The 21,880-nt window shown below is 60.4% G+C and carries 19 protein-coding genes; 12 read left to right on the forward strand and 7 right to left on the reverse strand.

What is annotated here, in order from left to right; translation table 11 throughout:
• The first annotated feature begins 35 nt into the window (after positions 1 to 35).
• Positions 36 to 2,276, forward strand: a complete 2,241-nt coding sequence (locus tag GTP58_RS26775) for a trehalase family glycosidase (RefSeq protein WP_161080052.1) — start codon at positions 36 to 38, stop codon at positions 2,274 to 2,276.
• On the opposite strand, the gene GTP58_RS26780 is transcribed toward GTP58_RS26775, so the two are convergent.
• Genes GTP58_RS26780 through GTP58_RS26795 form a run of 4 tightly spaced genes read right to left on the reverse strand, consistent with a single transcriptional unit; the run spans position 2,212 to position 7,881 of the window.
• Entirely contained in the window at positions 2,212 to 3,660 is a 1,449-nt protein-coding gene (locus GTP58_RS26780; protein ID WP_161080053.1) for an amino acid permease, read from the reverse strand. The genes GTP58_RS26775 and GTP58_RS26780 overlap by 65 nt on opposite strands.
• A 7-nt stretch (positions 3,661 to 3,667) precedes the next feature.
• Positions 3,668 to 4,126, reverse strand: a complete 459-nt coding sequence (locus tag GTP58_RS26785) for a beta-galactosidase subunit beta (protein ID WP_161080054.1) — start codon at positions 4,124 to 4,126, stop codon at positions 3,668 to 3,670.
• The gene (gene ebgA / locus GTP58_RS26790) at positions 4,123 to 7,098 is read right to left on the reverse strand and encodes a beta-galactosidase subunit alpha (protein WP_161080055.1); all 2,976 of its coding nucleotides are present in this window, start codon (positions 7,096 to 7,098) and stop codon (positions 4,123 to 4,125) included. Before ebgA ends, GTP58_RS26785 begins: the two co-directional genes overlap by 4 nt.
• A gap of 3 nt (positions 7,099 to 7,101) precedes the next feature.
• Positions 7,102 to 7,881: an SDR family NAD(P)-dependent oxidoreductase gene (locus GTP58_RS26795; protein WP_161080056.1), complete on the reverse strand. Its 780-nt coding sequence runs from the start codon at positions 7,879 to 7,881 to the stop codon at positions 7,102 to 7,104.
• A gap of 241 nt (positions 7,882 to 8,122) precedes the next feature.
• Between GTP58_RS26795 and GTP58_RS26800 the strand changes: the two genes are divergently transcribed.
• The 4 genes from GTP58_RS26800 (at position 8,123) to GTP58_RS26815 (ending at position 11,647) form a co-directional block, all read left to right on the forward strand.
• Positions 8,123 to 8,620 carry a DUF1440 domain-containing protein gene (locus GTP58_RS26800; RefSeq protein WP_139260629.1) on the forward strand — a complete coding sequence of 166 codons (498 nt, stop codon included), beginning with the start codon at positions 8,123 to 8,125 and terminating at the stop codon, positions 8,618 to 8,620.
• Between the two features lie 18 nt (positions 8,621 to 8,638).
• On the forward strand, positions 8,639 to 8,989 hold the full coding sequence (locus tag GTP58_RS26805; protein ID WP_161080057.1) for a DUF3147 family protein: 351 nt from the start codon (positions 8,639 to 8,641) through the stop codon (positions 8,987 to 8,989).
• Positions 8,990 to 9,081: 92 nt separating this feature from the next.
• The gene (fliD, locus tag GTP58_RS26810; RefSeq protein WP_072786671.1) at positions 9,082 to 10,464 is read left to right on the forward strand and encodes a flagellar filament capping protein FliD; all 1,383 of its coding nucleotides are present in this window, start codon (positions 9,082 to 9,084) and stop codon (positions 10,462 to 10,464) included.
• Positions 10,465 to 10,546: 82 nt separating this feature from the next.
• Positions 10,547 to 11,647, forward strand: a complete 1,101-nt coding sequence (locus GTP58_RS26815) for a polyamine ABC transporter substrate-binding protein (RefSeq protein WP_072786672.1) — start codon at positions 10,547 to 10,549, stop codon at positions 11,645 to 11,647.
• 266 nt (positions 11,648 to 11,913) lie between these two features.
• On the opposite strand, the gene sixA is transcribed toward GTP58_RS26815, so the two are convergent.
• Positions 11,914 to 12,381, reverse strand: coding sequence for a phosphohistidine phosphatase SixA (gene sixA / locus GTP58_RS26820; protein ID WP_161080058.1), 468 nt, complete (start codon positions 12,379 to 12,381; stop codon positions 11,914 to 11,916).
• A gap of 78 nt (positions 12,382 to 12,459) precedes the next feature.
• Positions 12,460 to 14,556: a polyphosphate kinase 1 gene (ppk1, locus tag GTP58_RS26825; RefSeq protein ID WP_072786674.1), complete on the reverse strand. Its 2,097-nt coding sequence runs from the start codon at positions 14,554 to 14,556 to the stop codon at positions 12,460 to 12,462.
• Between the two features lie 281 nt (positions 14,557 to 14,837).
• Between ppk1 and pstS the strand changes: the two genes are divergently transcribed.
• From pstS to phoR, 7 genes are all read left to right on the forward strand, one after another.
• Complete coding sequence (gene pstS, locus GTP58_RS26830; RefSeq protein WP_161080059.1) at positions 14,838 to 15,884, forward strand: phosphate ABC transporter substrate-binding protein PstS; 1,047 nt, start codon at positions 14,838 to 14,840, stop codon at positions 15,882 to 15,884.
• 151 nt (positions 15,885 to 16,035) lie between these two features.
• A complete protein-coding gene (pstC, locus tag GTP58_RS26835; protein WP_072786676.1) occupies positions 16,036 to 17,034 on the forward strand; it encodes a phosphate ABC transporter permease subunit PstC in 999 nt (332 codons plus the stop codon).
• Complete coding sequence (gene pstA / locus GTP58_RS26840) at positions 17,034 to 17,906, forward strand: phosphate ABC transporter permease PstA (protein ID WP_161080060.1); 873 nt, start codon at positions 17,034 to 17,036, stop codon at positions 17,904 to 17,906. Before pstC ends, pstA begins: the two co-directional genes overlap by 1 nt.
• Before the next feature lie 26 nt (positions 17,907 to 17,932).
• A complete protein-coding gene (gene pstB / locus GTP58_RS26845) occupies positions 17,933 to 18,733 on the forward strand; it encodes a phosphate ABC transporter ATP-binding protein PstB (RefSeq protein ID WP_072786678.1) in 801 nt (266 codons plus the stop codon).
• 37 nt (positions 18,734 to 18,770) lie between these two features.
• Positions 18,771 to 19,481 carry a phosphate signaling complex protein PhoU gene (gene phoU, locus GTP58_RS26850; RefSeq protein ID WP_072786679.1) on the forward strand — a complete coding sequence of 237 codons (711 nt, stop codon included), beginning with the start codon at positions 18,771 to 18,773 and terminating at the stop codon, positions 19,479 to 19,481.
• A gap of 10 nt (positions 19,482 to 19,491) precedes the next feature.
• Positions 19,492 to 20,184: a response regulator gene (locus GTP58_RS26855; RefSeq protein ID WP_072786680.1), complete on the forward strand. Its 693-nt coding sequence runs from the start codon at positions 19,492 to 19,494 to the stop codon at positions 20,182 to 20,184.
• 7 nt (positions 20,185 to 20,191) lie between these two features.
• Complete coding sequence (gene phoR / locus GTP58_RS26860; protein WP_161080061.1) at positions 20,192 to 21,505, forward strand: phosphate regulon sensor histidine kinase PhoR; 1,314 nt, start codon at positions 20,192 to 20,194, stop codon at positions 21,503 to 21,505.
• Here the strand turns inward: phoR and GTP58_RS26865 are convergent.
• A complete protein-coding gene (locus GTP58_RS26865) occupies positions 21,498 to 21,854 on the reverse strand; it encodes a hypothetical protein (RefSeq protein ID WP_161080062.1) in 357 nt (118 codons plus the stop codon). The genes phoR and GTP58_RS26865 overlap by 8 nt on opposite strands.
• Positions 21,855 to 21,880 lie beyond the last annotated feature (26 nt).

Here is a 21,880-nt window from a genome sequence, read left to right on the forward strand (position 1 = left end):
GTTACCCTTCCTTCAACTCGATCTCATTCCCGCTTATGCCTTCATCTGTACGCAACCTGATATTGATTGCGGCGTGTACTGCCGCCTGGAGCGCCCAAGCGCAGGCTCCATCCATTAACCGGTATGGCACGCCAGGCGCTGCGCGCGATTTCGATGCCGAACAAAACCAGCGCTTCAATCCGATGTTCGATGCCGGTAGCTGGCATGGCTACCTGCTGCCGGAAACGCAGGCGCTGGCCGGTACGTTCAGCGGCCCAATGGTGATCGCCGAGGAGTACAGCCTGTACATCGCCTCTGCACTGGAGCGGCTGGCGTTGAGTGATCGCCGCAGCGGTCACAGTTTTAACCCGGAGCAGGCCCGCTGGAGCAGTGCCTCCCGGCCCGGGGTATTGAGCCAGCGCCTGGTCTGGCCGGAGCTACAGCTGGACGTGGACCTGCACTTCGTCAGTTCCAGTAGCGCGCTGGTGCGCTACCGCTTGCGCAATACGTCGAATAAGCCGTTGTCGTTGCGTATGCAATGGCAGGGCGACCTGATGGCGGAATGGGGCAAGGGCAAGGAGGCCGGCGCGATTGCGGTCCAGCAGCCGGCGTGGAAACCGACGCTGGTGAAAGATGCCGCCGGCATCAGCATCACCTTCGGCAAAGTGCGCGATGCCAGCAATGTGATGACAAGTGGCCATGCGCGCTATCGCATCGAGCGCAGCGTGCGTGCGCAGGATGCTGTGAGCGGTCAGCATTACGACAGCAACGCCGATTTGCCGCTGCTGGCGGCTGGCCGTGAGCAGACCATCTACAGCGCCTACAGCTATCAGCTGGACGGCGCTGCCGCAGATACCGGCGCAGCGTCGCTGCTGGCCAGTCCGGCGCGCTCGGAGCAGGCGATCGCCGCAAATCAGCGCCGCTGGGCTGCGTGGCAAGCCAGGCTTCCCGCTGCACCGCTCAGCACCAAAGCGCTGGAAACGCTGATTGGTAACTGGCGTGCGCCGCGCGGCGCCATCCTGCATGACGCCATGGTGCCATCTACTACCGCACGCTGGTTCAACGGCGCCTGGACCTGGGACACCTGGAAACAGGCCTATGCCCTTGCCGCAATCGATCCGGCGCTGGCCGCCAACACGGTGCGCGCGCTGTTTGACTATCAGATCAAGGCCGATGACAAAATACGTCCGCAAGACGAGGGTATGTTACCGGACAATGTCTTCTACAACGTCGATGCCGCGCGGGGTGGCGATGGCGATAACTGGAACGAACGCGATACCAAACCGCCATTGGCCGCGTGGGTGGTGTGGGAAATTTACCAGCACTCGCGCCAGCGCGCGTGGCTGCAGGAGATGCGGCCCAAACTGGAGGCCTATCACCGCTGGTGGTATCGCAACCGCGATCATGACCAGAACGGCCTGGCAGAATATGGCGCCACCGTGCACCCGCTGCACAACAATGACGACGGCAAGCTGCGCCTTCATGTGCAGCAGGCGGCCGGCTATGAATCCGGCATGGACAATGCGGCGCGTTTCGGCTTTATCGAGCCTTCTGCATTGCAACGTTATGCGGACAAGGTTCATGGCGGTGACCTGGCGGCCGCGCAGCGTGACTGGCAGGTTGGCGTCGTCGAAAACCGCGACAGCAAAGGCAAGCTGCTGGGTTATTCCATCGATCAGGAGTCGGTCGACCTGAATGCCTTCCTCTACCGCGAAAAGCTCATCCTGGCGGACATCGCGCAGGAACTGGGCGATGCGGCGGCAGCACGTGTCTGGCGCGAACAGGCCGCACACCTGCGCACCCAGATTAACGACAGCTTTTTCGACGCCGCCAGCGGCTTCTATTACGACCGCCAACTGGGCGGCAAGCTGCTGACCATGCGCGGCCGCGGTCCGGAGGGCTGGACTGCGTTGTGGGCCGGTGCAGCGGAAAAAATACAAGCCGATGCGGTCATCGCCAACATGCTGGACCCCGCCGAATTCGCAACACCGGTACCGATGCCCACTGCTGCAGTCTCGAATCCATCGTACGATCCAGGGATCTACTGGCGTGGCAGGGTGTGGCTGGACCAGCTGTACTTTGGCGCTGCGGGCCTGCGCAACTACGGCCGTTCTGCCGACGCTGACGCCATGACGACGCGGTTTGTGCAAGGTGCGGAGGGTTTGCTGGGGGATGCGCCGATCCGGGAGAACTACAATCCCGTGACCGGCCATATGCAGGGAGCGACCAACTTCAGCTGGAGTGCCGCGCACCTGCTGATGCTCGCGCGCGAGGCTGCGGCAAAGGCTCGGAAGTAAGCAGGCTGCGTTCATACTGGCGATACTTCCACAAGGCCCATCCCAGGAACAGAACCACGCCGCCCACGTTGTAACCCAGCGTGAGCAGCAGGTTCTGGTCCGCCGGGAAAATCGCGGCAATGAAGGCGACGCCAAATACGGCCAGCAGCACGCTGGTCACCGCCAATCCCACCCGGCGCGATCCCATGCGGAAGTCGCGCGGCAGATGGTCCAGCCGCAGGCGCAGATGGAAATAAGCCGCCATGATAATCAGTGGCGGCAGCAGCGCCGTGGCAGCTGTCATATTGATGACCACATTCAGCAGCTGATTCACGTTCGACGATCCCACCGCCGGTATCACCAGCAGCGGTACGACCACGCAGAACTGTATCCACGCTGCGCGCTCCGGCATGTCGTGGCGGTTCAACGCGATGGCGCGCTCGCCAAAGATGCCTTTCGGGATTTCGGAGAACAGCGCTTTCACTGGCGCCGCTGTCCACACCATCAGCGTACCAAAGGAGCCAATCAGCATCACGGCGCCCACCAAGCGGTTCAGCAGCAGCGGCGATACCTGGTGATGCGCGCCCAGGGCGCCGAACACCTGGAATACGCCCGAGGAGTAGCTTAGCTTCGATGCCGGAACGTACAGGTTCAGCACCAGCGCCGATACCGAATACAGCGCGCCAATCAGCAGGCCGGCAAACACGATGGTGCGGACAAAGGTGCGGGCGCCGCCGCGTACGTCGTTCAGGAACACGCCCACCGATTCGGCGCCGCCGGCCGCAAACAATATCCACGCCATTGCGCCCATGAAGGCCCAGCTGAAGGCCGGTGTCATGGCGCTGACGGTGACAGGCGTTGCAGGCGTGACGCCGCCGATCCAGTCGCCCAGGCTCAATGCCACAAAACCGAATGCCATTACCAGCACCAGCGAGCTGCCAATCGAGGTCACGCGCGCCACCCACGCCGCGCCCTTGGTTGATACCCAGGTGGCGAAAGCGAACAGCATGATCGATAACAGCACCGTCGCCAGCGGCGAGATCTGCACTTCGCGACCCAGCCAGGCGTAAGACGCATACACCAGTATATTGGGCAGCACAGACGTGAAGTAGAACAGGTTCACAAACCAGTAGCAGTAAGCGCCAACGAAAGCCCATTTGTCGCCCATCGACGAACGTATCCATTGATAGATGCCGGATTTCGCCTCCTTATTCAGGCTGACGAATTCCGCGATGATTAACACGTAGGGAATGAAGAAGGTCACCGTCGCAAACAGGAAGGAGGGCACCGCCACCATGCCGATGGCGATATTGCTGTTGACGACATTACGGATGTTGAAGATGGCCGCCACGGCCATCGATAGCAGCATGAAGCGGCCAATTTTGGTATTGCCGGAAGTCGCCATGGTCAGCTCACTTATTGTGGAATGTCGCACCTTCTATCGTCACCATCAGCACCATCTTGCGCAGATGGTCCGCACCGGACAGCTGGTAGGCATAGTCGTTATCGAAGATCAGCAGCTGGCCGGGGCTGGTGGTGTGCCGTCCGGTAGCCTCGCCGCTGAACGTCTCGCGGTCCGTCTCGTCGCTGTAGGGGGCAAGGCAGGCCAGCGAGGACTTGGCCGCATACGCCACGGTTTCGCTGCCGCCGCTCAGGTAGTAGTGGATTTCGACGTAGCGCCGGTTGCCGGTGAAGCTGGCCGTGGCGGGCGCTTTGCCGTCAACCAGGCGGTAGACCAGCGAGTCGCCGATGGAATGGCATACGCCGGGCATCAGGGCGGGCAGGTTGTTGATCGCCTCCACGCAGCGGTTCCATTTTTTCGTGGAGTGATAACGTTGGCGGAATTCGTCCACGCTGTTCAGAATAATCACTGGCCGTTCTCCTTGTTCAGCGGTGACAGGGTCAGGCTATAGCTGAACTGCTCCAGATAGACGCGATAGGAGTCCAGCACTTCGGAACCCCAGGAGTTGGAGCCCAGGCCACTGATCTTGTGATCGAGGTTCACAGTCCAGTAATCATCTTCACGCAGCTCGTTGTCGTGCCGTGCCGCTGCGATCTGCTCGGCGCTGTAGGGCCATATGCTGACGTGGATGCCTTGCGGCGCGTCGATGCGCAGGCCTTTGCCGTGGCTATCGTGCAGCGTGGCCCAGATCACGTCCATGCGGTTGCCGTTGTCTTGCGGCTTGGGGTAATGTTCGAACATATCGGCAGCCGCGCTGCGGTAACGGTCGATGATGTTGCATGCCTTGCTGTCCGGGTAGTTTTCACCGGGGCCACGGCCAAAGTATTCGACTTGCCCGAGCGAGCGGTTGACGCCCAGTGTCATGCCGATCTTGGGAATCATGTCGCGGAAGCCGCCGTACGGCGTGCCGGACAAGGTAAGCTGCAATTGGCCTGCGCCGTCAACCCGGTAGTGATAGCGGCAACGCATGCCGTAACCGAGGATGGGCGGCGCGATCTGGCAGTCGACAATGATGTCCACCGTGCCGCCATTGCGCACCACCTCCATGCCGCGCAAATGCTCCTGCAGGATGTTCAGGTGCTGCGGCAGCCACAGGGCGTCGTTCTCCTGTTTGTGATTGTCGATGCAGGGTTTGTAGAACGTCAGCTGCGGAGCGCGGGCGAGCAGCGGCATGCCGTCGGCCACCCATTCTTTGAGCTTGCCGGTGAGCTTGCAGAACACCATATGGAAGCCAGGGCCTTCGATGCGGTAGTCGAGGCGATGTTCTGTCAGCACTGGCGGTTCGGCCACCGCGCGCACAGGCAAGGATGACGTCGACGGCAGCGCAAACTGGTACACCGCCAGTTCATGCTGGGCCGCGCTGTAGGCAGTCGCCTGATCGCGGATGACGCGCACGTTCAGATAGCGCTGGCCCGTGCCTGATGGCGGTTCTGCGATGCGGATTTCCTGCCGCTGTCCTGGCGGTAGCGGCGGCAGTGGAACGCGCTGTACGCGCAGGGATTCGCCATCCTCCCTGGTTTCAATCAGCAGTGTGATGCAATCGAGGCTGCTGAACCAGTAGCGGTTTTCCACTTCCAGCCGGCCAGCGGCAGCGTCAATGGCGCGCACTTTTACTGGCGCGATGACCTGCTTGTATTCGCGCAGGCCGGGACCGGGGCGCTGGTCCGGGTAGATCAGGCCATCGCAGCAGAAATTGCCGCTGTTAGGGTAATCGCCGTAGTCGCCGCCGAAGGCATAGAACGGCCGTCCTGGCACATCCGGCTGCAGGATGGCGTGGTCGCACCATTCCCACAGATAGTGGCCTTGCAGATGCGGATGGCGGTCCATCACGGCCTGGTACTCGCTCAGCCCACCCGGCCCATTGCCCATCGCATGCGCGTACTCGCACAGGATGCGCGGTTTGTGCATCGGGTACTCGCCGAAGGCATTCATCATCTGCACGCGCGAGTACATGGTGCTGACGACATCGCACACTTCAGCGTCGCGGTCTTCCTCGTAATGGATCAGGCGCGTGGGATCGATCTCGCGGCAGCGGGCCGCCATCGCGCGGATGTTGCAGCCGTAGCCGGACTCGTTCCCCAATGACCAGATGATGATGGAGGGGTGATTCTTCTGCGCGTGCACATGGCGTTCAATGCGGTCAACAAAAGCGGCTTCCCATGCCGGATCATCGGTGATCTGGCTCAGATTGCCGATGTTGACGAAACCGTGGGTCTCGACATCCGTTTCCGCCATCACGAACAGGCCGTATTGGTCGCACAGTTCGTAAAAGCGCGGATCGTTGGGATAGTGCGCCGTGCGGACCGAGTTGATATTGTGCTGCTTCATCAGCACGATGTCCTGTTCGACGCGCGCCATCGTGACGGCGCGGCCGCGCAACTGGTCGTTGTCGTGACGGTTGACGCCATGCAGCTTGAGATAGCGGCCGTTCACGTACATCAGGCCATCCTGCACGCTGATCTCGCGGAAGCCGACGCGTAGCGGCACCACCTCCAGCAAGGCGCCGGCGTCGTCGTACAGGCTGATTTCGAGGCGATACAGATATGGGTCTTCCGCATTCCACTGGCGTGGCGCCGGTACGCTCGCTTCCCAGGTCAATGCCTTGCCGCCGCCTTGCAGCAGCTGGCGCGCGCCATCGTAGAGCGACCATTCAAGGCGCCAGCCCGCGTTGGCGGAGATGGCGATGGTACAGGCCAGCGTGGCATCGCGGCAGGCATCGTCAAAGCGGGTTTGTACGCAGACGTCCTGCACGTGGATGGCGCCTTTGCCGATCAGGTAGACATCGCGGAAGATGCCAGCGGTCCACCACATATCCTGGTCTTCGAGGTAGCTGGCATCTGCCCATTGCAGCACGCGGACGCTGAGCAGGTTCTCGCCCTCGTTGAGCAAGGCGGTGATGTCAAACTCGGACGCCAGCCGGCTGCCCTTGCTCATGCCGGCATAGCTGCCGTTGACATAGATTTCGAAGTAGGTTTCAACGCCATCGAAGCGCAGCACCACACGCTGGCCGCGCCACTCCGGTCCCAGCGTCCAGCGGCATTGATACGCGCCGGTGGGATTGGACGACGGCACGTAAGGCGGATCGACAGGGAAGGGCATGCCATCGTCGGTGTACTGCAAATGGCCATGGCCCTGCATCTGCCACATGCCGGGCACCTCGATCTCGCCCCAGCGCTCCATGTATTCGCTGTAAAACGATGGCGGCACTTGCAGCGGATGGTCGAAATATGCGAAGCGCCACATGCCGCTCAGCGACAGGAAGCGGCGGCTGCGTTCACGCGCGAAGCTGCGCGCGGTTTCGGCGTCGGCATAGGCAAAGAAATAGGCGTGCGGAGGCAGCCGGTGTTCCTCCAGCAGCTGGGGGTTCTCCCATTTGTTCACGGTTTATGCCGATCCGGCCAGGCCGCCGCCATCCACCACCAGCGCGTCGCCGGTGACGAAGGAGGCACGGTCAGAAGCGAGGAACAGGACTGCTTGTGCGATCTCGGGCGGCTGGCCGACACGCATCAACGGCCGGCCCGCGCCGGCTGCGACGAGTGCGGTTTCTTCCAGTCCCAGTTGATGCGCTTCGTTGCGCAGCATGGGCGTATCGGTGTCGCCAGGGCAGACGCAGTTGACGCGGATGTTTTGCGGGCCGTGGTCCACCGCCATGGCCTTGGTCATGATGACCACCGCACCTTTCGACGCGCAGTAGGAAACGGCATCCTTGCCGCCCACCAGGCCCCAGCCGGAGGCGGTGTTGATGATGCTGCCGCTGCCTTGCTGCTGCATCACCGGCACGGCGTATTTGGACATCAGGAATATCGATTTGACGTTGACGGCCATGACCTGATCCCATTCCTGTTCGGTGGTATCGATCACGTTGGCGCGGCGGGTAATGCCGGCGTTGTTGAACAGGACGTCGAGACGGCCGTAGCGCGACACGGCGGCAGCCACTGCTGCCGCGCAGTCGGCGGCGATAGCCACATCGGTGCGGATGAAGGAGGCGTGGGCGCCGGTGGCGATGATCGCGGCCACCGCCAGTTCGCCGGCGGCGCCGTCGCGGTCCGCGATCAGCACCGTGGCGCCTTCACGCGCAAACAATTCCGCAGTGGCGCGGCCAATGCCGGAAGCGCCGCCCGTCACCAATGCCACCTTGCCTGCCAGTTCGCCTTGCTGTTGCATAGTGCTGTCTCCATTGTATGAGTTATAGCTGGGTTATAGCTTAGTTATAGCTTCATCTTGCCCGTTTTTGAGCCTGACTGACAAATGAATAGTCTGCATGACATGCATAAGACAGACTAATGCATATCGGGACCGCCGTAGAATGTAAAGCATGCGCGCAGTTGATGGATAGCGACGCGATGCAAGGCAGGCTTGGCGCTATTGACCGGGTGTGCTAAATTTCTATGATTATTTGATAAGCTTGCGCACTTCACTCACGGTCAACTACAACATGAAAATAGACCAGATTCGCTACATCCTGATCGGCGGCCTCGTGGCCGGCGCCCTGGACATTACGTTTGCCATTTCCTTTGCCGCATTTAACGGTACGCCGCCCTTGCAGCTGCTGCGCATCGTGGCCAGTGGCGCTTTCGGTAAAGCAGCGCTGAATGGCGGCCTGCCGATGGCCGCGTTCGGACTGGTGGCGCACTTTGTGTTGTCGCTGGGCTGGGCCGGCGTGTACCTGCTGCTGGTCCAGCTGAAGCCGCCGCTGGTGCGGCATGCGGTGATCTACGGCATCCTGTTCGGGATCGTGGTGTTCTTCGCCATGCGGCTGGTGGTGTTGCCGGCATCGGCATTCCCGTTCCCGGTGCGTTTCAAGCCGCTGGCGACGGCGCTGGATCTGATGTCCCATATGTTCCTGTTTGGCGTGCCGATCGCCCTGGCGACGCGCAAGGCGGTTAAACTACACGCCACTTAGAACGGATAAGGTGCGACCATGGCTTGGCTGATAACGAAGTATTTGCTGACGTCAGCCGTGGTGATCGCGGTCTCCGAATTTGCCAAACGCAGCGACAAGCTGGGCGCGCTGATTGCCGCGCTGCCGCTGGTGACGCTGCTGGCACTGGTCTGGCTGCATGTCGAAAACCAGAGCGAGCAGAAGATTGCGAATCACGCGTGGTACACCTTCTGGTACGTGGTGCCGACCTTGCCGATGTTTCTGGCGTTTCCCGCCTTGCTGCCGCGCCTGGGATTCTGGGGTAGCCTGCTGGCCTGCATTGCGATGACCGTTGTATTGTTCGGCCTGTTCGCGCTGGTCGTGCGCCGCTTCGGCATCGAGCTGCTCTGACGGCGGATAGAGGGGGAAAAACCGCTGTATTCCCCGCTTTAGTGCAACCGTCCATATTGCATACTATGTAATACCCAAGACGGAATTTCACTATGGCTACCTCCAGCATCGGCTCAACGAGCAATACCAGCAACCAGCAGGTATCGGCGGACGTGTATAACCGCGTCCAGCAAACCATGTCCACGCAAACCGGCGCGGCCAATAAACTCAATGCGTCCATCGCCAAGGACCAGACCAAGCTGTCTGCATTGGGGCAGCTGAAAAGTGCGCTGGCCAGCTTCCAGTCGATTGCGGCCAGCCTCAGCGGCAGCGGCCTCAGCACCAGCGCCGGCAGTTCGGCCAAGGGCGTGCTGACCGCTTCGTCCAGCGGCAATGCCAAGGCGGGCACGTATGCGCTGGACGTGAAACAGCTCGCGCAAGGCCAGTTCCTGACCAGCGACGCGTTTGCGGCTTCCACTGGCAAGATCGGCGCCGGCGGCACGACCACGGTCAAGATCGACTTCGGCACGGCGGGCGGCGAGAAGGGCTTCGTCAACGCCGCCGTCGCCAGCAAGTCCGTCACCATCGATTCCAGCAACAACACGCTGGATGGCATCGCTGCGGCGTTCAAGGCGGCCGGCGTGGATGTCAGCGTCATCAAGGGCGACGATGGCAAGTTCTCGCTGTCGATTGCCGGCGCGAGCGGTGCGGCCAACAGTATGCGTATCAGCGTCAGCGGCGATGCCGCGCTGAAAAACCTGCTGACCTTCGATCCGGACGGCACGCAAAAGCTGAAGCAGAAAAACGCCGCCATGGACGCCATCCTGCTGGTCGACGGCAAGGAGGTCAAGAGCCCGACCAATACCGTCAAGGACACCGCGATTGCGGGCGCCACGCTGAACCTGGTGGCAACCGGCAAGAGCGATGTCAGCATCACCCAGGATGGCAGCCAGGTCAGCACCAACCTGAAATCCTTTGTCGCTGCTTACAACGACCTCAACGCCAAGATGCTGAAGCTGCAAAAAGGCGACCTGAAATCGGATACGGCCCTGAACCAGGCCATCAGCCAGATGAGCATGCTGCTGAAGACGGGCGGCGGCTCGGTCTCCGTGACTGCGCTGGCCTCGGCCGGCATCAGCCAGGACAAGGATGGCAACCTGGTGCTGGACGACAAAAAGCTGCAGGCCGCAATGACCAGCGATTCCTCGGCTGTGGCGAAATTGTTCACCAACGATGGCCGCGGCATTGCCGATCTGCTATCGTCGAAAGCATCCTCGCTGACCTCGACCAATAGCGTGCTGGCCAAGGAAACCTCGCTGACGACCAATGAAATCGCCAGCCTGAACAGCAAGAAAACCGCCATGACCAAGGCCTTGACGGCCCAGGCCAATGCGCTGGCGGCGCTGTACACGGCGCAGTCCAAGACCGGCGCGGGCAGCGCCATCAATGGCGCAGGCAGCAGCGGCACCGGGACCTTGTTCGATATTCTGGGCTGATAATTCTACGGAACTCCTTGCATCCGGACGGGCTATGCCCGATCATCACGGCTTATGTGATGAATCCCATTTCGGAGGTGCTATGGCAGGGAAGTTCGTTGGTGCGGTGCTGGTCGCGGCTGGCTTGATGGCTGGTGCAGCGCAGGCGCAAGAGGAAAAAGTTCTCAATATTTATAACTGGTCGGACTACATCGCCGAAGACACGGTTAAGAATTTTGAGAAAGAGACCGGCATCAAGGTCCGCTATGACCTTTTTGATAATAACGAAATCCTGAACTCCAAGCTGGTGGCCGGCAAATCCGGCTACGACATCGTGGTGCCGACCGCGCAATGGGCGCGTCTGCAGATCGATGGCAAGCTGCTGCGCAAGCTGGACAAGTCCAAGCTGCCTAACCTGAAAAACCTCGATCCGGCGATCCAGTCCAAGCTGGCCAATATCGATCCGGGCAATGACTACCTGGTCGACTGGCTGTGGGGTTACACCACCGTCGGCATCAACGTCAACAAGGTGAAAGCGGCGCTGGGCGGCATGCCGATGCCGGACAATGCCTGGGACCTGATCTTCAATCCGAAATACGCTGCCAAGCTGAAGTCCTGCGGCGTGTCCTTCCTGGATTCGCCATCGGAAGTGCTGCCAGCCGCGCTGATGTATGCCGGCAAACCAGCCTACTCGAAAAACGCAGCGGACTATGCGGAAGCCGGCAAGGTGCTGCAGGCGATCCGTCCTTACGTCACCTTGTTCAGCTCGTCGGGCTACATCAATGACATGGCCAATGGCGCAGTCTGCGTGGCGCTGGGCTGGTCGGGCGACATCAACATCGCCCGCCAGCGCGCCATCGACGCCAAGAACGGTAACGTGATTGAAGTGCTGGTGCCGAAGACCTCGGCCGCGCTGGTGTTCGACACCATGGCGATCCCGGCCGACGCGCCGCATCCGAACAATGCCCACTTGTGGATCAACTACATCATGCGCCCGGAAGTGCATGCGAGCCTGACCAACAAGGTGTTCTATGCCAACCCGAACGCAGCCAGCGTGAAGTTTGTGCGCAAGGATATCGCCGGCAACAAGACGGTGTTCCTGTCCGATGAGGACAAGAAGCGTATGGCCGCGCCAGAAGCGGTACCGGCCGATATCCGCCGTAACATCACCCGCATCTACACCAAGTTCAAGACCGGCGTGTAAGCGGTCGCGTAAACAATGAACGGCGCGAGGGGCGATGTCCTGGTAAGGGCATGCCGCTGGCGCCGTAGGCTTCGATGAAGCTGTTTGCTATTCGTGATAGCGGTCGATGAGTTTGTGTTTACTGCCGCGCATTTCCTGTACCAGTTCGTAGACAACCAGGGCGATCATGCCCCCGAACATCCCCATGGTGAGCAAGGTGAACATCATGATGGCCTCCCTCATAGTTGATACAGTTAAACTTTAGCAGAAGCCGATCGCTTTACAAGCTATTTAACCACCAGGTCCGCGGCCATTACCGCTTTTAGATACACACTCATGGCATCGCCGGGATCGCGTTGCGCAAACCACCACGCGCTGGCTTTGCGGATATCCCATTCCAGGTCATCGCCCGTCATCAGCATGGCGGCCACCTGGCCCAGCGTCGGCTGATGGCCCACTACCAGCACGGAATCCTTGTTGCCAGGCCAGTTGACGGCTTTCAGGATGTCGGCCGGATCGGCGCCCGGCGCCAGGTCGGTATGGATTTTGAACTTGCGGCCCAGCGCTTCCACCGTTTGCAGCGTGCGTACGGCAGGGCTGGACAGGATCCTGCAGCTGTCCGGCAGCTGCGAGTTGAGCCATTGCCCCATGCGGCGTGCCTGCTTCTGGCCCTTGCCGGTCAGCGCCCGTTCCAGATCGGTCATGCCGGGCTGCGCCTCCTCTGCCTCCGCATGCCGCCACAAAATGAGATCCATGCTTTTCTCCTGGGTTAGCTCTGAAAACACATTTGAAAACAGATCCCGGCCGCCCACCTCCCGGTGGCGCGGCGCCGCTTACTCGCCAAGATGGGCGTTGGGTGTCCCCAGCGTATCCATCAGGTGTTGCTGCGCGCTGAAGTGCACCTGCTTGCCGCGTGGCCGGCGGCGCTGATAATGGCCGTCCGCTTCCAGCTCCCACGCGTTCATATTGTCCTTCAGGTAGGGGTTCAGGCCTTCGGCCAATACCCGGCGTTTCAAGGCCTTGTCCAGAATCGGGAAGGCGACTTCAATCCGGCGGAACAGATTACGGCTCATCCAGTCGGCACTGGCCAGGTAGGTGTCATGCGCCAGGTCGTTGCGGAAGTAATAGATGCGGCTGTGTTCCAGGAAGCGGCCGATCACCGAACGCACCTTGATGTTTTCCGACAGGCCCGGCACGCCCGGCTTGAGGGTGCAGGCGCCGCGCACGATGAGGTCGATCTTGACGCCATCCTTGGACGCCGCGTACAGCGCGCGGATCACCGACTCGTCTACCAATGCATTTATTTTAACAATAATACGCCCCGGCCGTCCCGCGCGCGCAATGCGTGCCTCGTTGCGGATCGCCTTGATGATTTCATTCTGCAGCGCGAACGGCGCCAGCCACAAGTGGTTGAGGCGGTGCGGCTTGGTCAGCGACGTTAAGTGGATGAACACCTCGTTGACCTCCTGGCTCATGCCGGGGTGGCAGGTCAGCAGGCCAAAGTCGGTATAGAACTTGGTCGTGGTCGGATGGTAGTTGCCGGTGCCCAGGTGGGCGTAGTAGCGCAGCTTGCCTTCTTCGCGGCGGATCACCAGCGCCACCTTGGCGTGCGTCTTCAGTCCCACCACGCCGTACACCACCTGCGCGCCGGCCTGTTCCAGCTTGTCGGCCCAGTTGATATTGGCTTCCTCGTCGAAGCGCGCTTTCAGTTCCACGATGACGGTGACTTCCTTGCCGGCCTTGGCAGCGGTAATCAGCGATTCCATCAGGTCCGAGTTCATGCCGGTGCGGTAAATGGTCTGCTTGATGGCGACCACGGCCGGGTCTAGCGCAGCGCTGCGGATGAAATCGATGACGGTCTGGAAGGACTGGTAAGGGTGGTGCAGCAGGATATCGTTTTCGCGCAGCGCGGCAAAGATGTCCTGGCCGGTGGTCTTGTGCGCCAGGCCCGGGAAGAACGGCGGGAAGCGCAGCGCCGGATTATGGATATTGTCCATGATCTCGTTCAGACGCACCAGGTTCACCGGACCATTGACCGCATACAGCCGGCTCTGGTGCAGGCCAAACTGGTCAAGCAGGAATTGCGACAGGTCCGGCGGGCAGTTCTTGGCCACTTCCAGCCGTACCGAGGCGCCGAACTGGCGGCCGACCAGCTCGCCCTTGAGCGCCTGGCGCAGGTTTTTCACCTCATCCTCGTCGACCCACAGGTCGCTGTCGCGCGTCACGCGGAACTGCGAATAGCCGATCACTTCGCGGCCGGCAAACAGGTCGGCAATATGCGCGTGGATCACGGAAGACAGCAGGCAGAACGACACGCCGCCGCTCTTGGACAAATGGTCCGGCAGGCGGATCACGCGCGGCAGCACGCGCGGCGCTTTCACAATCGCAATCGCGGTGCCGCGGCCAAACGCATCCTTGCCGGTCAGCGAGACGATGAAGTTGAGACTTTTATTAACGACTTGCGGGAAGGGGTGTGCCGGGTCCAGGCCGATCGGCGTCAGGAGCGGACGCACTTCGGTATCGAAATATTCCTTGACCCAGGCGCGCTGCGCTTCGTTGCGCTCGTTGTGGCGCACCAGATGGATGCCGTTGGCCGCCATCTCGGGCAGGATTTCGTTGTTCAGGATTTCATATTGGTGCGCCACCAATAAATGGCACTCATTGCTGATGCGCGACAGCGTGGCAACCAGGGCAGGGTGGGTGGATAGTGAACCGTCCGCTGCGCCAGCCGCCAGCAGGCTGGCCACGCGCACTTCAAAGAACTCATCCAGGTTGCTACTGGCAATGCACAGATAACGCAGGCGCTCTAATAAAGGAATGCTTTTATCTTCTGCTTGCGCCAGCACCCGGCGGTTAAACATCAGTTGGGAAATTTCCCGGTCGAGGAAGGCCGAGTTCTTGTTTACTTCCGCATGGGAGGCAGGCTTCATGTCTTTTTGTTCACTTTGCTCATAAACCGATTCTATCCTCTTTTAAGGAAGAAGGATTGCTACAGTGTAAAGATTAAATATGACATCTCTGTGACAGAAGCTGTCATAAATGGTCACCAATTATGACAAGCAGGCGTAACATACTGATGCGAAGCGGCTTGTTCTCATAGGAGAAGCCCAGGGAAAGAATAATTTTCAGTTATTTTGTTGATGTCATAAAGCCGTCATAAAACGCCGTTAGACTGCGCAGCATCCTAACCTGTCATAACAAAGGACTTGAAATGCGACTGAAACAATTGATCTCTTCTCTGGTAGTTGGCGCAGCAGCTGTAATGGCTTTCTCGTCGGCTGCCCACGCCGCCGATATGACCGGCGCCGGCGCGACCTTCCCGTACCCAATCTACGCTAAATGGGCCGAGTCGTACAAAGCCGCTACCGGCAACGGCCTGAACTACCAGTCCGTCGGTTCGGGCGCTGGCATCAAGCAGATCAAAGCCAAGACCGTGGATTTCGGCGCATCGGACATGCCGCTGACCGCTGCTGACCTGGACGCAGAAGGCCTGATGCAGTTCCCAGCCATCATGGGTGGCGTTGTGACCGTGGTTAACCTGGACGGCGTGACCCCAGGCCAGCTGAAACTGACCGGCCCAGTGGTGGCCGACATCTACCTGGGCAAAATCACCAAGTGGAATGACCAGGCGATCGCCGCCCTGAACCCAGGCGTGAAACTGCCAGCAGAAGACATCACCGTGGTACACCGCGCTGACGGCTCGGGCACCTCGTTCCTGTTCACCGACTTCCTGTCGAAAACCAGCCCAGAGTTCAAGACCAAGATCGGTGCTTCGACTGCTGTGAAATGGATCGTCGGCGTCGGCGGCAAAGGTAACGAAGGCGTCGCCGCCAACGTTCAGCGTATCAAAGGTTCGATCGGCTACGTCGAGTGGGCCTACGCTAAAAAGAACAAAATGTCGCACACCCAGCTGAAAAACAAGGATGGCAACTTCCTGCAACCTGACGACGACTTCTTCAAAGCCGCCGCTGCCAATGCAGAATGGACCAAGACCCCAGGCTTCGGCGTGGTGCTGACCGACCAGGCTGGCAAAAACTCGTGGCCTATCACCGGCGTGTCGTTCATCCTGATGCACAAAGCCCAGGCTGATGCCAACAAAGGCAAGGAAGTCGTCAAGTTCTTCGACTGGGCCTTCAAAAACGGCGCCCAGCAAGCTACCGACCTGGACTACGTTCCACTGCCAACAACCGTTGTCAAGCTGGTACAGGATTCCTGGAAAGCTAACCTGAAAGACGCTTCGGGCAAGGCAATCTACTAATCCGGACTGTCCCTTCGCTGCCGTCAGTCGTGGCGGCGAGGGGGTTAGCCTGCGGTGCCCGACCGGGTACCGCAGGCTAGCTTACATCCACCGAGACAACAATATGAGCGCAGATATCACTTCCACGCCCCTACCAAAGCCAGAGCCGGCCATGCACACCAGCACCGCACAAATGACAGCAGTGGAACAGGCTGCCATGCAGTCCATGCTCCGCACCATGCGCAAGCAGCGCATCCAGGATTTCTTCTTCCACAAAACCACCATGCTGTTTGCACTGTCCGTACTGGCGGTGCTGCTGGGGATTATCTTCTCGCTCATGGTTGGCGCCTGGCCGGCGTTCAAGGAATTCGGCCCGGCCTTCATCACCACGGTGGAGTGGGATCCGGTCAATGACCAGTATGGCGCGATGATCGCGATTGTCGGCACGCTGGCGACCTCGGGCATTGCACTGCTGATCGCTTTCCCGGTGTCGTTTGGTATCGCGCTGTTCCTGACCGAAATCTGCCCGGCCGGCCTGCGCCGTCCACTGGGCACGGCGGTGGAGCTGCTGGCCGGTATCCCGTCCATCATCTACGGCATGTGGGGCCTATTCGTGTTTGCGCCGCTGTTCGGCGACTACGTGCAGCCGTTCCTGAAACAGACCATCGGCCAGCTGCCGCTGATCGGCCAGTTCTTCAGCGGCCCGACCATGGGCATCGGCATCCTGACCGCCGCGCTGATCCTGGCTGTGATGATCATTCCGTTCATCTCCTCGGTGATGCGCGACGTGTTTGAAATCGTCCCGGCCGTGCTGAAAGAATCCGCTTACGGCCTGGGCTGCACCCGCTGGGAAGTGGTGCGCAAGATCGTGCTGCCATACACCAAGACCGGTGTGGTTGGCGGCGTGATGCTGGGCCTGGGCCGCGCACTGGGTGAAACCATGGCGGTCACCTTCGTGATCGGTAACGCTAACAAGCTGTCGTGGTCGTTGTTCGCAGCCGGTAACTCGATCGCCTCGACGCTGGCCAATGAATTTGCTGAATCGGATACCGTGCTGCACACCTCGTCGCTGTTCGCGCTGGCACTGATCCTGTTCGTGATTACCTTTATCGTTCTGTCCGCCGCCAAGCTGATGCTGGCTGGCATGTCTCGCAAGGAAGGCGTCAAATAATGAGCGCAACTCTGGAAAAAGCCGCGATGAATCCGGTGTACCGCAAGCGTCTGCTGATGCACCGTGTCGGCATCGCACTGTCGGTGGCCGCCATGTCGGTTGGCCTGCTGGTGCTGGCCTGGATTCTGATTACCCTGATCATCAAGGGCTTTGGCGCGCTGAGCATCAATCTGTTCACGCAAACCACGCCAGCGCCAGGCAGCGAAGGTGGTGGCCTGATCAATGCGATCTTCGGCAGCGTGATGATCGTCGGCCTGTCGACGCTGATCTCGACGCCGATCGGCATTCTGGCCGGCATGTACCTGGCCGAATACGGCGAAGAAAACAAGATCGCCGCGATTACCCGTTTCGTCACCGACATCATGCTGTCGGCGCCATCGATCGTGATTGGTATGTTCGTGTGGGCCATGTATGTGGCCACCACCAAGCACTACTCGGGCTATGCCGGTTCGATCGCGCTGGCGCTGATCGCCGTGCCGGTGGTGGTACGCACCACCGACAACATGCTGCGCCTGGTACCGAACAGCCTGCTGGAAGCCGCGTTTGCACTGGGCGCACCGCGCTGGAAAGTGGCGATGATGGTGCGCCTGCGTGCCGTCAAGGCCGGCGTGATCACCGGTGTGCTGCTGGCCGTGGCCCGCGTCTCCGGCGAGACCGCGCCGCTGCTGTTCACCGCGCTGAACAACCAGTTCTTCAGCTCCGACATGAACGCGCCGATGGCCAACCTGCCGGTCGTGATCTACGGCTTTGCCATGAGCCCTTATGACAACTGGCGCGAACTCGCCTGGGGTGGCGCACTGCTGGTGACCTTCAGCGTGCTGGCCCTGAACGTCATCTCGCGCACCGTGTTTGCCCAAAAAGCCCCGAACTAACCAGATAGATAAAGCGAATCCATACAATGAATACGCAACTGAGCCAAGAGAATGTCATCGCCATGAACGGCAAACGTAAAACCATCGAGATTTCGGGCCTGAATTTCTTCTACGGTAAAACCCAGAGCCTGCACAATGTCAGCCTGGACATCCATGAAAAGCAGGTAACCGCCTTCATCGGCCCGTCGGGCTGCGGCAAATCGACCTTGCTGCGCACGCTGAACCGCATGTACGACCTGTACCCAGGTCAGCGCGCCGAAGGCGCCATCATGTACCGCGGCCGTAACATCCTCGAAGGCGGCCAGGACTTGAACATGCTGCGCGCCAAGGTCGGCATGGTGTTCCAGAAGCCGACCCCGTTCCCGATGTCGATTTACGACAACATCGCGTTTGGCGTGCGCCTGTACGAAGACCTGTCGAAAGGTGAAATGGATGAGCGCGTGGAATGGGCGCTGAAAAAAGCCGCACTGTGGACCGAAGTCAAGGACAAGCTGACCAAGAGCGGCCTGTCGCTGTCCGGCGGCCAGCAGCAGCGTCTGTGCATCGCCCGTGGCGTCGCCGTCAAACCGGACGTGCTGCTGCTGGACGAACCAACCTCGGCACTGGACCCGATCTCGACCTCGAAAGTGGAAGAACTGATCAGCGAGCTGAAACAGGACTACACCATCGCCATCGTGACCCACAATATGCAGCAGGCAGCGCGCTGCTCGGACTACACCGCGTATATGTACCTGGGCGAGCTGGTGGAATTTGGCGAAACCGACCAGATCTTCATGAATCCGGCCCGCAAGGAAACCCAGGACTACATCACCGGCCGCTTCGGCTGATCAACCTTATAATACGCATTCGACATTGGAGAGCAGCATGATCGGTGAGCATTCATCCAAACAGTACGACAACGAACTTGAGTCCATCCGCAGCAAAGTGCTGCTGATGGGCGGCATCGTCGAGACCCAGTTCCTCGACGCCATGACCTGCTTCCGCATTGGCAACACCGAGCGCGCCGACCGCGTGATGCGTGAAGACGACGCCGTCAACCAGCTGGAAGTGCAGCTGGACGACGCCTGCAGCCACCTGATCGTGCGCCGCCAGCCGGCCGCCAACGACCTGCGCACCATCATGGCCACCATCAAGGTGATTACCGACCTCGAGCGCATCGGCGACGAAGCCACCAAGATCGCCCGTATCGCCAAGCAGCTGCATGGCCGTGGCGCCGTGACCGTGAACCACTATGAAATGGTGCGCGGCATCGCCAACAACACCAGCGACCTGCTGCACGACGCGCTGGACGCGTTTGCACGCAACGACGGCAAGCAGGCGCTGCAGCTGATCGCCCAGGATGCCGTGATCGACCACGAATTCCGTTCGATCATGCGCAACCTGATTACCTTCATGATGGAAGATCCGCGTACAATCTCGGCCGCGCTGGACACCCTGTGGGTGGCCAAGGCCATCGAACGCATCGGCGACCACGCCAAAAACATCGCGGAATACGTGATCTACGTGGTGGAAGGCAAGGACATCCGCCACACCAAGATGCACGTTACTGAGAACGAGCCTGAGCAAGCTGAGTAAATAAAAATAAATGGCATCTGATAAAACTACCGTACTGATTGTTGAAGACGAACCAGCCATTGTTGAGCTGGTCACGTTTTCGCTGCGCGAGGCAGGCTGGAACTGCTGCGCGGTGCAAAGCGCCGGGGAAGCCTGGGACTTCATCCAGACCAAGACCCCGCAACTGATCCTGCTGGACTGGATGCTGCCGGACTCCACCGGTCTGCGCCTGCTGGCGCGCATCCGTTCGGACCGCCAGTTCAATGAAATTCCGGTCATCATGCTGACGGCAAAGAGCATGGAAGAAGACAAGCTGGCCGGCCTGAACAGTGGCGCCGACGATTACGTCACCAAGCCGTTCTCGCCGCGCGAGCTGCTGGCCCGCGCCAAGGCGCTGCTGCGCCGCAAGAGCCCGGAACACGCGCAATCGACCATGCGCGCGGCCAACATCATGCTGGACCCGGTGAGCTGCACGGTGTCGATGGATGAGCAGAAAATCGATATCGGCCACGCCGAATACAAGCTGCTGAAATTCCTGCTGGCGCATCCGGAACGCGTGTTCTCGCGCAGCCAGCTGCTGGACAAGGTGTGGGGCGACCACGTGGTCATCGAAGAGCGGACGGTGGACGTGCATGTGCTGCGTCTGCGCAAGGCCTTGAAAGAAGCCGAGCACCTGATCAAAACCGTACGTAGTGTAGGCTACATGCTGTCGGAAAAAAACTGAGTTTTACATGAATCCAAAACTGGTGTTCTGGGTGCCTGCTGCGCTGCGTACGGCCATTATTCTGGCCGGTTGCGCGCTGGGAGGCTGGATCTTTGGCTGGGTCAATGGCCTGATCCTCGCGGTCATCGCCATGATGGCGCTGGTGTTTACCCAGCTGTCCTATCTCTACCAGCTGAGCAACTGGATGGACGACCCGCAAAGCGCCAAGCTGCCGGACGGCTGGGGCGAGTGGACCAATATCTTCTCGCGCCTGTACCGCATGCGCCGCGAGGACGAGAAAAACCAGACCGAGCTGACCGAATGGCTGACGCGCTTCCGCCAGGCCATGCATCTGCTGCCGGACGGCGTCGCCATCATGGATGACGTGCTGTTCCTGGAGTGGTGCAATCCGGCCGCCGAGCAGCATCTGGGCCTCAGCAACGAGCGCGACAAAGGCATGCGCGTGACCAACCTGGTGCGCAATCCGGACTTCATGGATTACATCATCCTGGGCCGCTACGACCAGCCGCTGACGATCAGCTTCCGCGAACGCAAACTGATCGTGCACATCATTCCGTTTGAGAACCGCCGCCAGATCCTGGTGACGCACGACGCCACCGAAACCGAACGCATTGAAGAAATGCGCCGCGACTTTATCGCCAACGCCTCGCACGAACTGCGCACACCGCTGACCGTGATCGTCGGCTTCCTGGAAATCGCCGCGCAGGAAGGGCTGGACGCCGCCACGCGCGCCGCCCACCTCAAGCTGATGACGGAGCAGGGCCACCGCATGCAGCACCTGATCGAGGACATGCTGACCCTGTCGCGCCTGGAGTCGGTGGATTATCCGATGCGTCCCGATCCGGTGGATGTGGGCAAGCTCATGGACCAGTTGCTGCGCGAAGCGCGTGCGCTGTCGGCCGGCAAGCACGAGATCACCATGGAAGTCAGCGGCCCGGACGTGCAGGGCTCGTACGAAGAGCTGCACAGCGCGTTTGGCAACCTGGCCTCCAACGCGGTGCGCTACACGCCAGCAGGCGGCAAAATCCACCTGGTGTGGAAAGAGTTCGACAATGGCGCCAAGTTCCTGGTGGAAGATACCGGCATTGGCATCAGCCCGGAACACATCTCACGCCTGACCGAGCGCTTCTACCGCGTCGACAAGAGCCGTTCGCGCGAGACGCAGGGCACGGGCCTGGGCCTGGCCATCGTCAAGCACGTACTGCTGCGCCACAACAGCACGCTGCAGATCAAGTCGGAAGCAGGCAAGGGCAGCACCTTCATCGTGTGCATGCCCAAGACCGCCGTCGTGCAACAACAGCCGGAGCTGCTGGCTAACTGACCCAGCCCAGCGTATGGGATTGAATCTGCTCCACCACGCCGGGGTGATGCTGCTCGGCGGTGGCGGCAATTTCCTCGACCTGCGCTGGCGGGATTTGCCCGGCCTGCTCGGGCGTTACACGGGGCTGGCCCTGGGCATCGATGAAATCGCCGATGCTGCCGGCCAGCGACGTCAGCATTTCCGGACTCACATTGACCAGCAACTGATTAATCAGGTCAGCACACTGCTGAGGATCGCTGCGCAGCAGCAGGCTGCTGATAGTTTGCGGGAACGGCACCGCCTGATGGAGGCTGGCCGCTTCTTTCACGCTGGGAGCGTGCTCGGTATCACTGGCGAAATCAATAGTCATGATGGCTCCTTCTGAGGTTAGGAGCC

Origin of the sequence: Duganella sp. CY15W (genome assembly GCF_009857555.1) — a bacterium.
In the GTDB taxonomy this organism is placed as follows: Bacteria; Pseudomonadota; Gammaproteobacteria; order Burkholderiales; family Burkholderiaceae_D; genus Rugamonas; species Rugamonas sacchari.

Bases quoted from the DNA above. Each gene is read 5' to 3' on its own strand.
- GTP58_RS26775 (WP_161080052.1), top strand. From the start codon at position 36: ATGCCTTCATCTGTACGCAACCTGATATTGATTGCGGCGTGTACTGCC.
- GTP58_RS26780 (WP_161080053.1), bottom strand. From the start codon at position 3,660: ATGGCGACTTCCGGCAATACCAAAATTGGCCGCTTCATGCTGCTATCG.
- GTP58_RS26795 (WP_161080056.1), bottom strand. From the start codon at position 7,881: ATGCAACAGCAAGGCGAACTGGCAGGCAAGGTGGCATTGGTGACGGGC.
- GTP58_RS26805 (WP_161080057.1), top strand. From the start codon at position 8,639: ATGGCTTGGCTGATAACGAAGTATTTGCTGACGTCAGCCGTGGTGATC.
- fliD (WP_072786671.1), top strand. From the start codon at position 9,082: ATGGCTACCTCCAGCATCGGCTCAACGAGCAATACCAGCAACCAGCAG.
- GTP58_RS26815 (WP_072786672.1), top strand. From the start codon at position 10,547: ATGGCAGGGAAGTTCGTTGGTGCGGTGCTGGTCGCGGCTGGCTTGATG.
- sixA (WP_161080058.1), bottom strand. From the start codon at position 12,381: ATGGATCTCATTTTGTGGCGGCATGCGGAGGCAGAGGAGGCGCAGCCC.
- ppk1 (WP_072786674.1), bottom strand. From the start codon at position 14,556: ATGAAGCCTGCCTCCCATGCGGAAGTAAACAAGAACTCGGCCTTCCTC.
- pstS (WP_161080059.1), top strand. From the start codon at position 14,838: ATGCGACTGAAACAATTGATCTCTTCTCTGGTAGTTGGCGCAGCAGCT.
- pstC (WP_072786676.1), top strand. From the start codon at position 16,036: ATGCACACCAGCACCGCACAAATGACAGCAGTGGAACAGGCTGCCATG.
- pstA (WP_161080060.1), top strand. From the start codon at position 17,034: ATGAGCGCAACTCTGGAAAAAGCCGCGATGAATCCGGTGTACCGCAAG.
- pstB (WP_072786678.1), top strand. From the start codon at position 17,933: ATGAATACGCAACTGAGCCAAGAGAATGTCATCGCCATGAACGGCAAA.
- phoU (WP_072786679.1), top strand. From the start codon at position 18,771: ATGATCGGTGAGCATTCATCCAAACAGTACGACAACGAACTTGAGTCC.
- GTP58_RS26855 (WP_072786680.1), top strand. From the start codon at position 19,492: ATGGCATCTGATAAAACTACCGTACTGATTGTTGAAGACGAACCAGCC.
- phoR (WP_161080061.1), top strand. From the start codon at position 20,192: ATGAATCCAAAACTGGTGTTCTGGGTGCCTGCTGCGCTGCGTACGGCC.
- GTP58_RS26865 (WP_161080062.1), bottom strand. From the start codon at position 21,854: ATGACTATTGATTTCGCCAGTGATACCGAGCACGCTCCCAGCGTGAAA.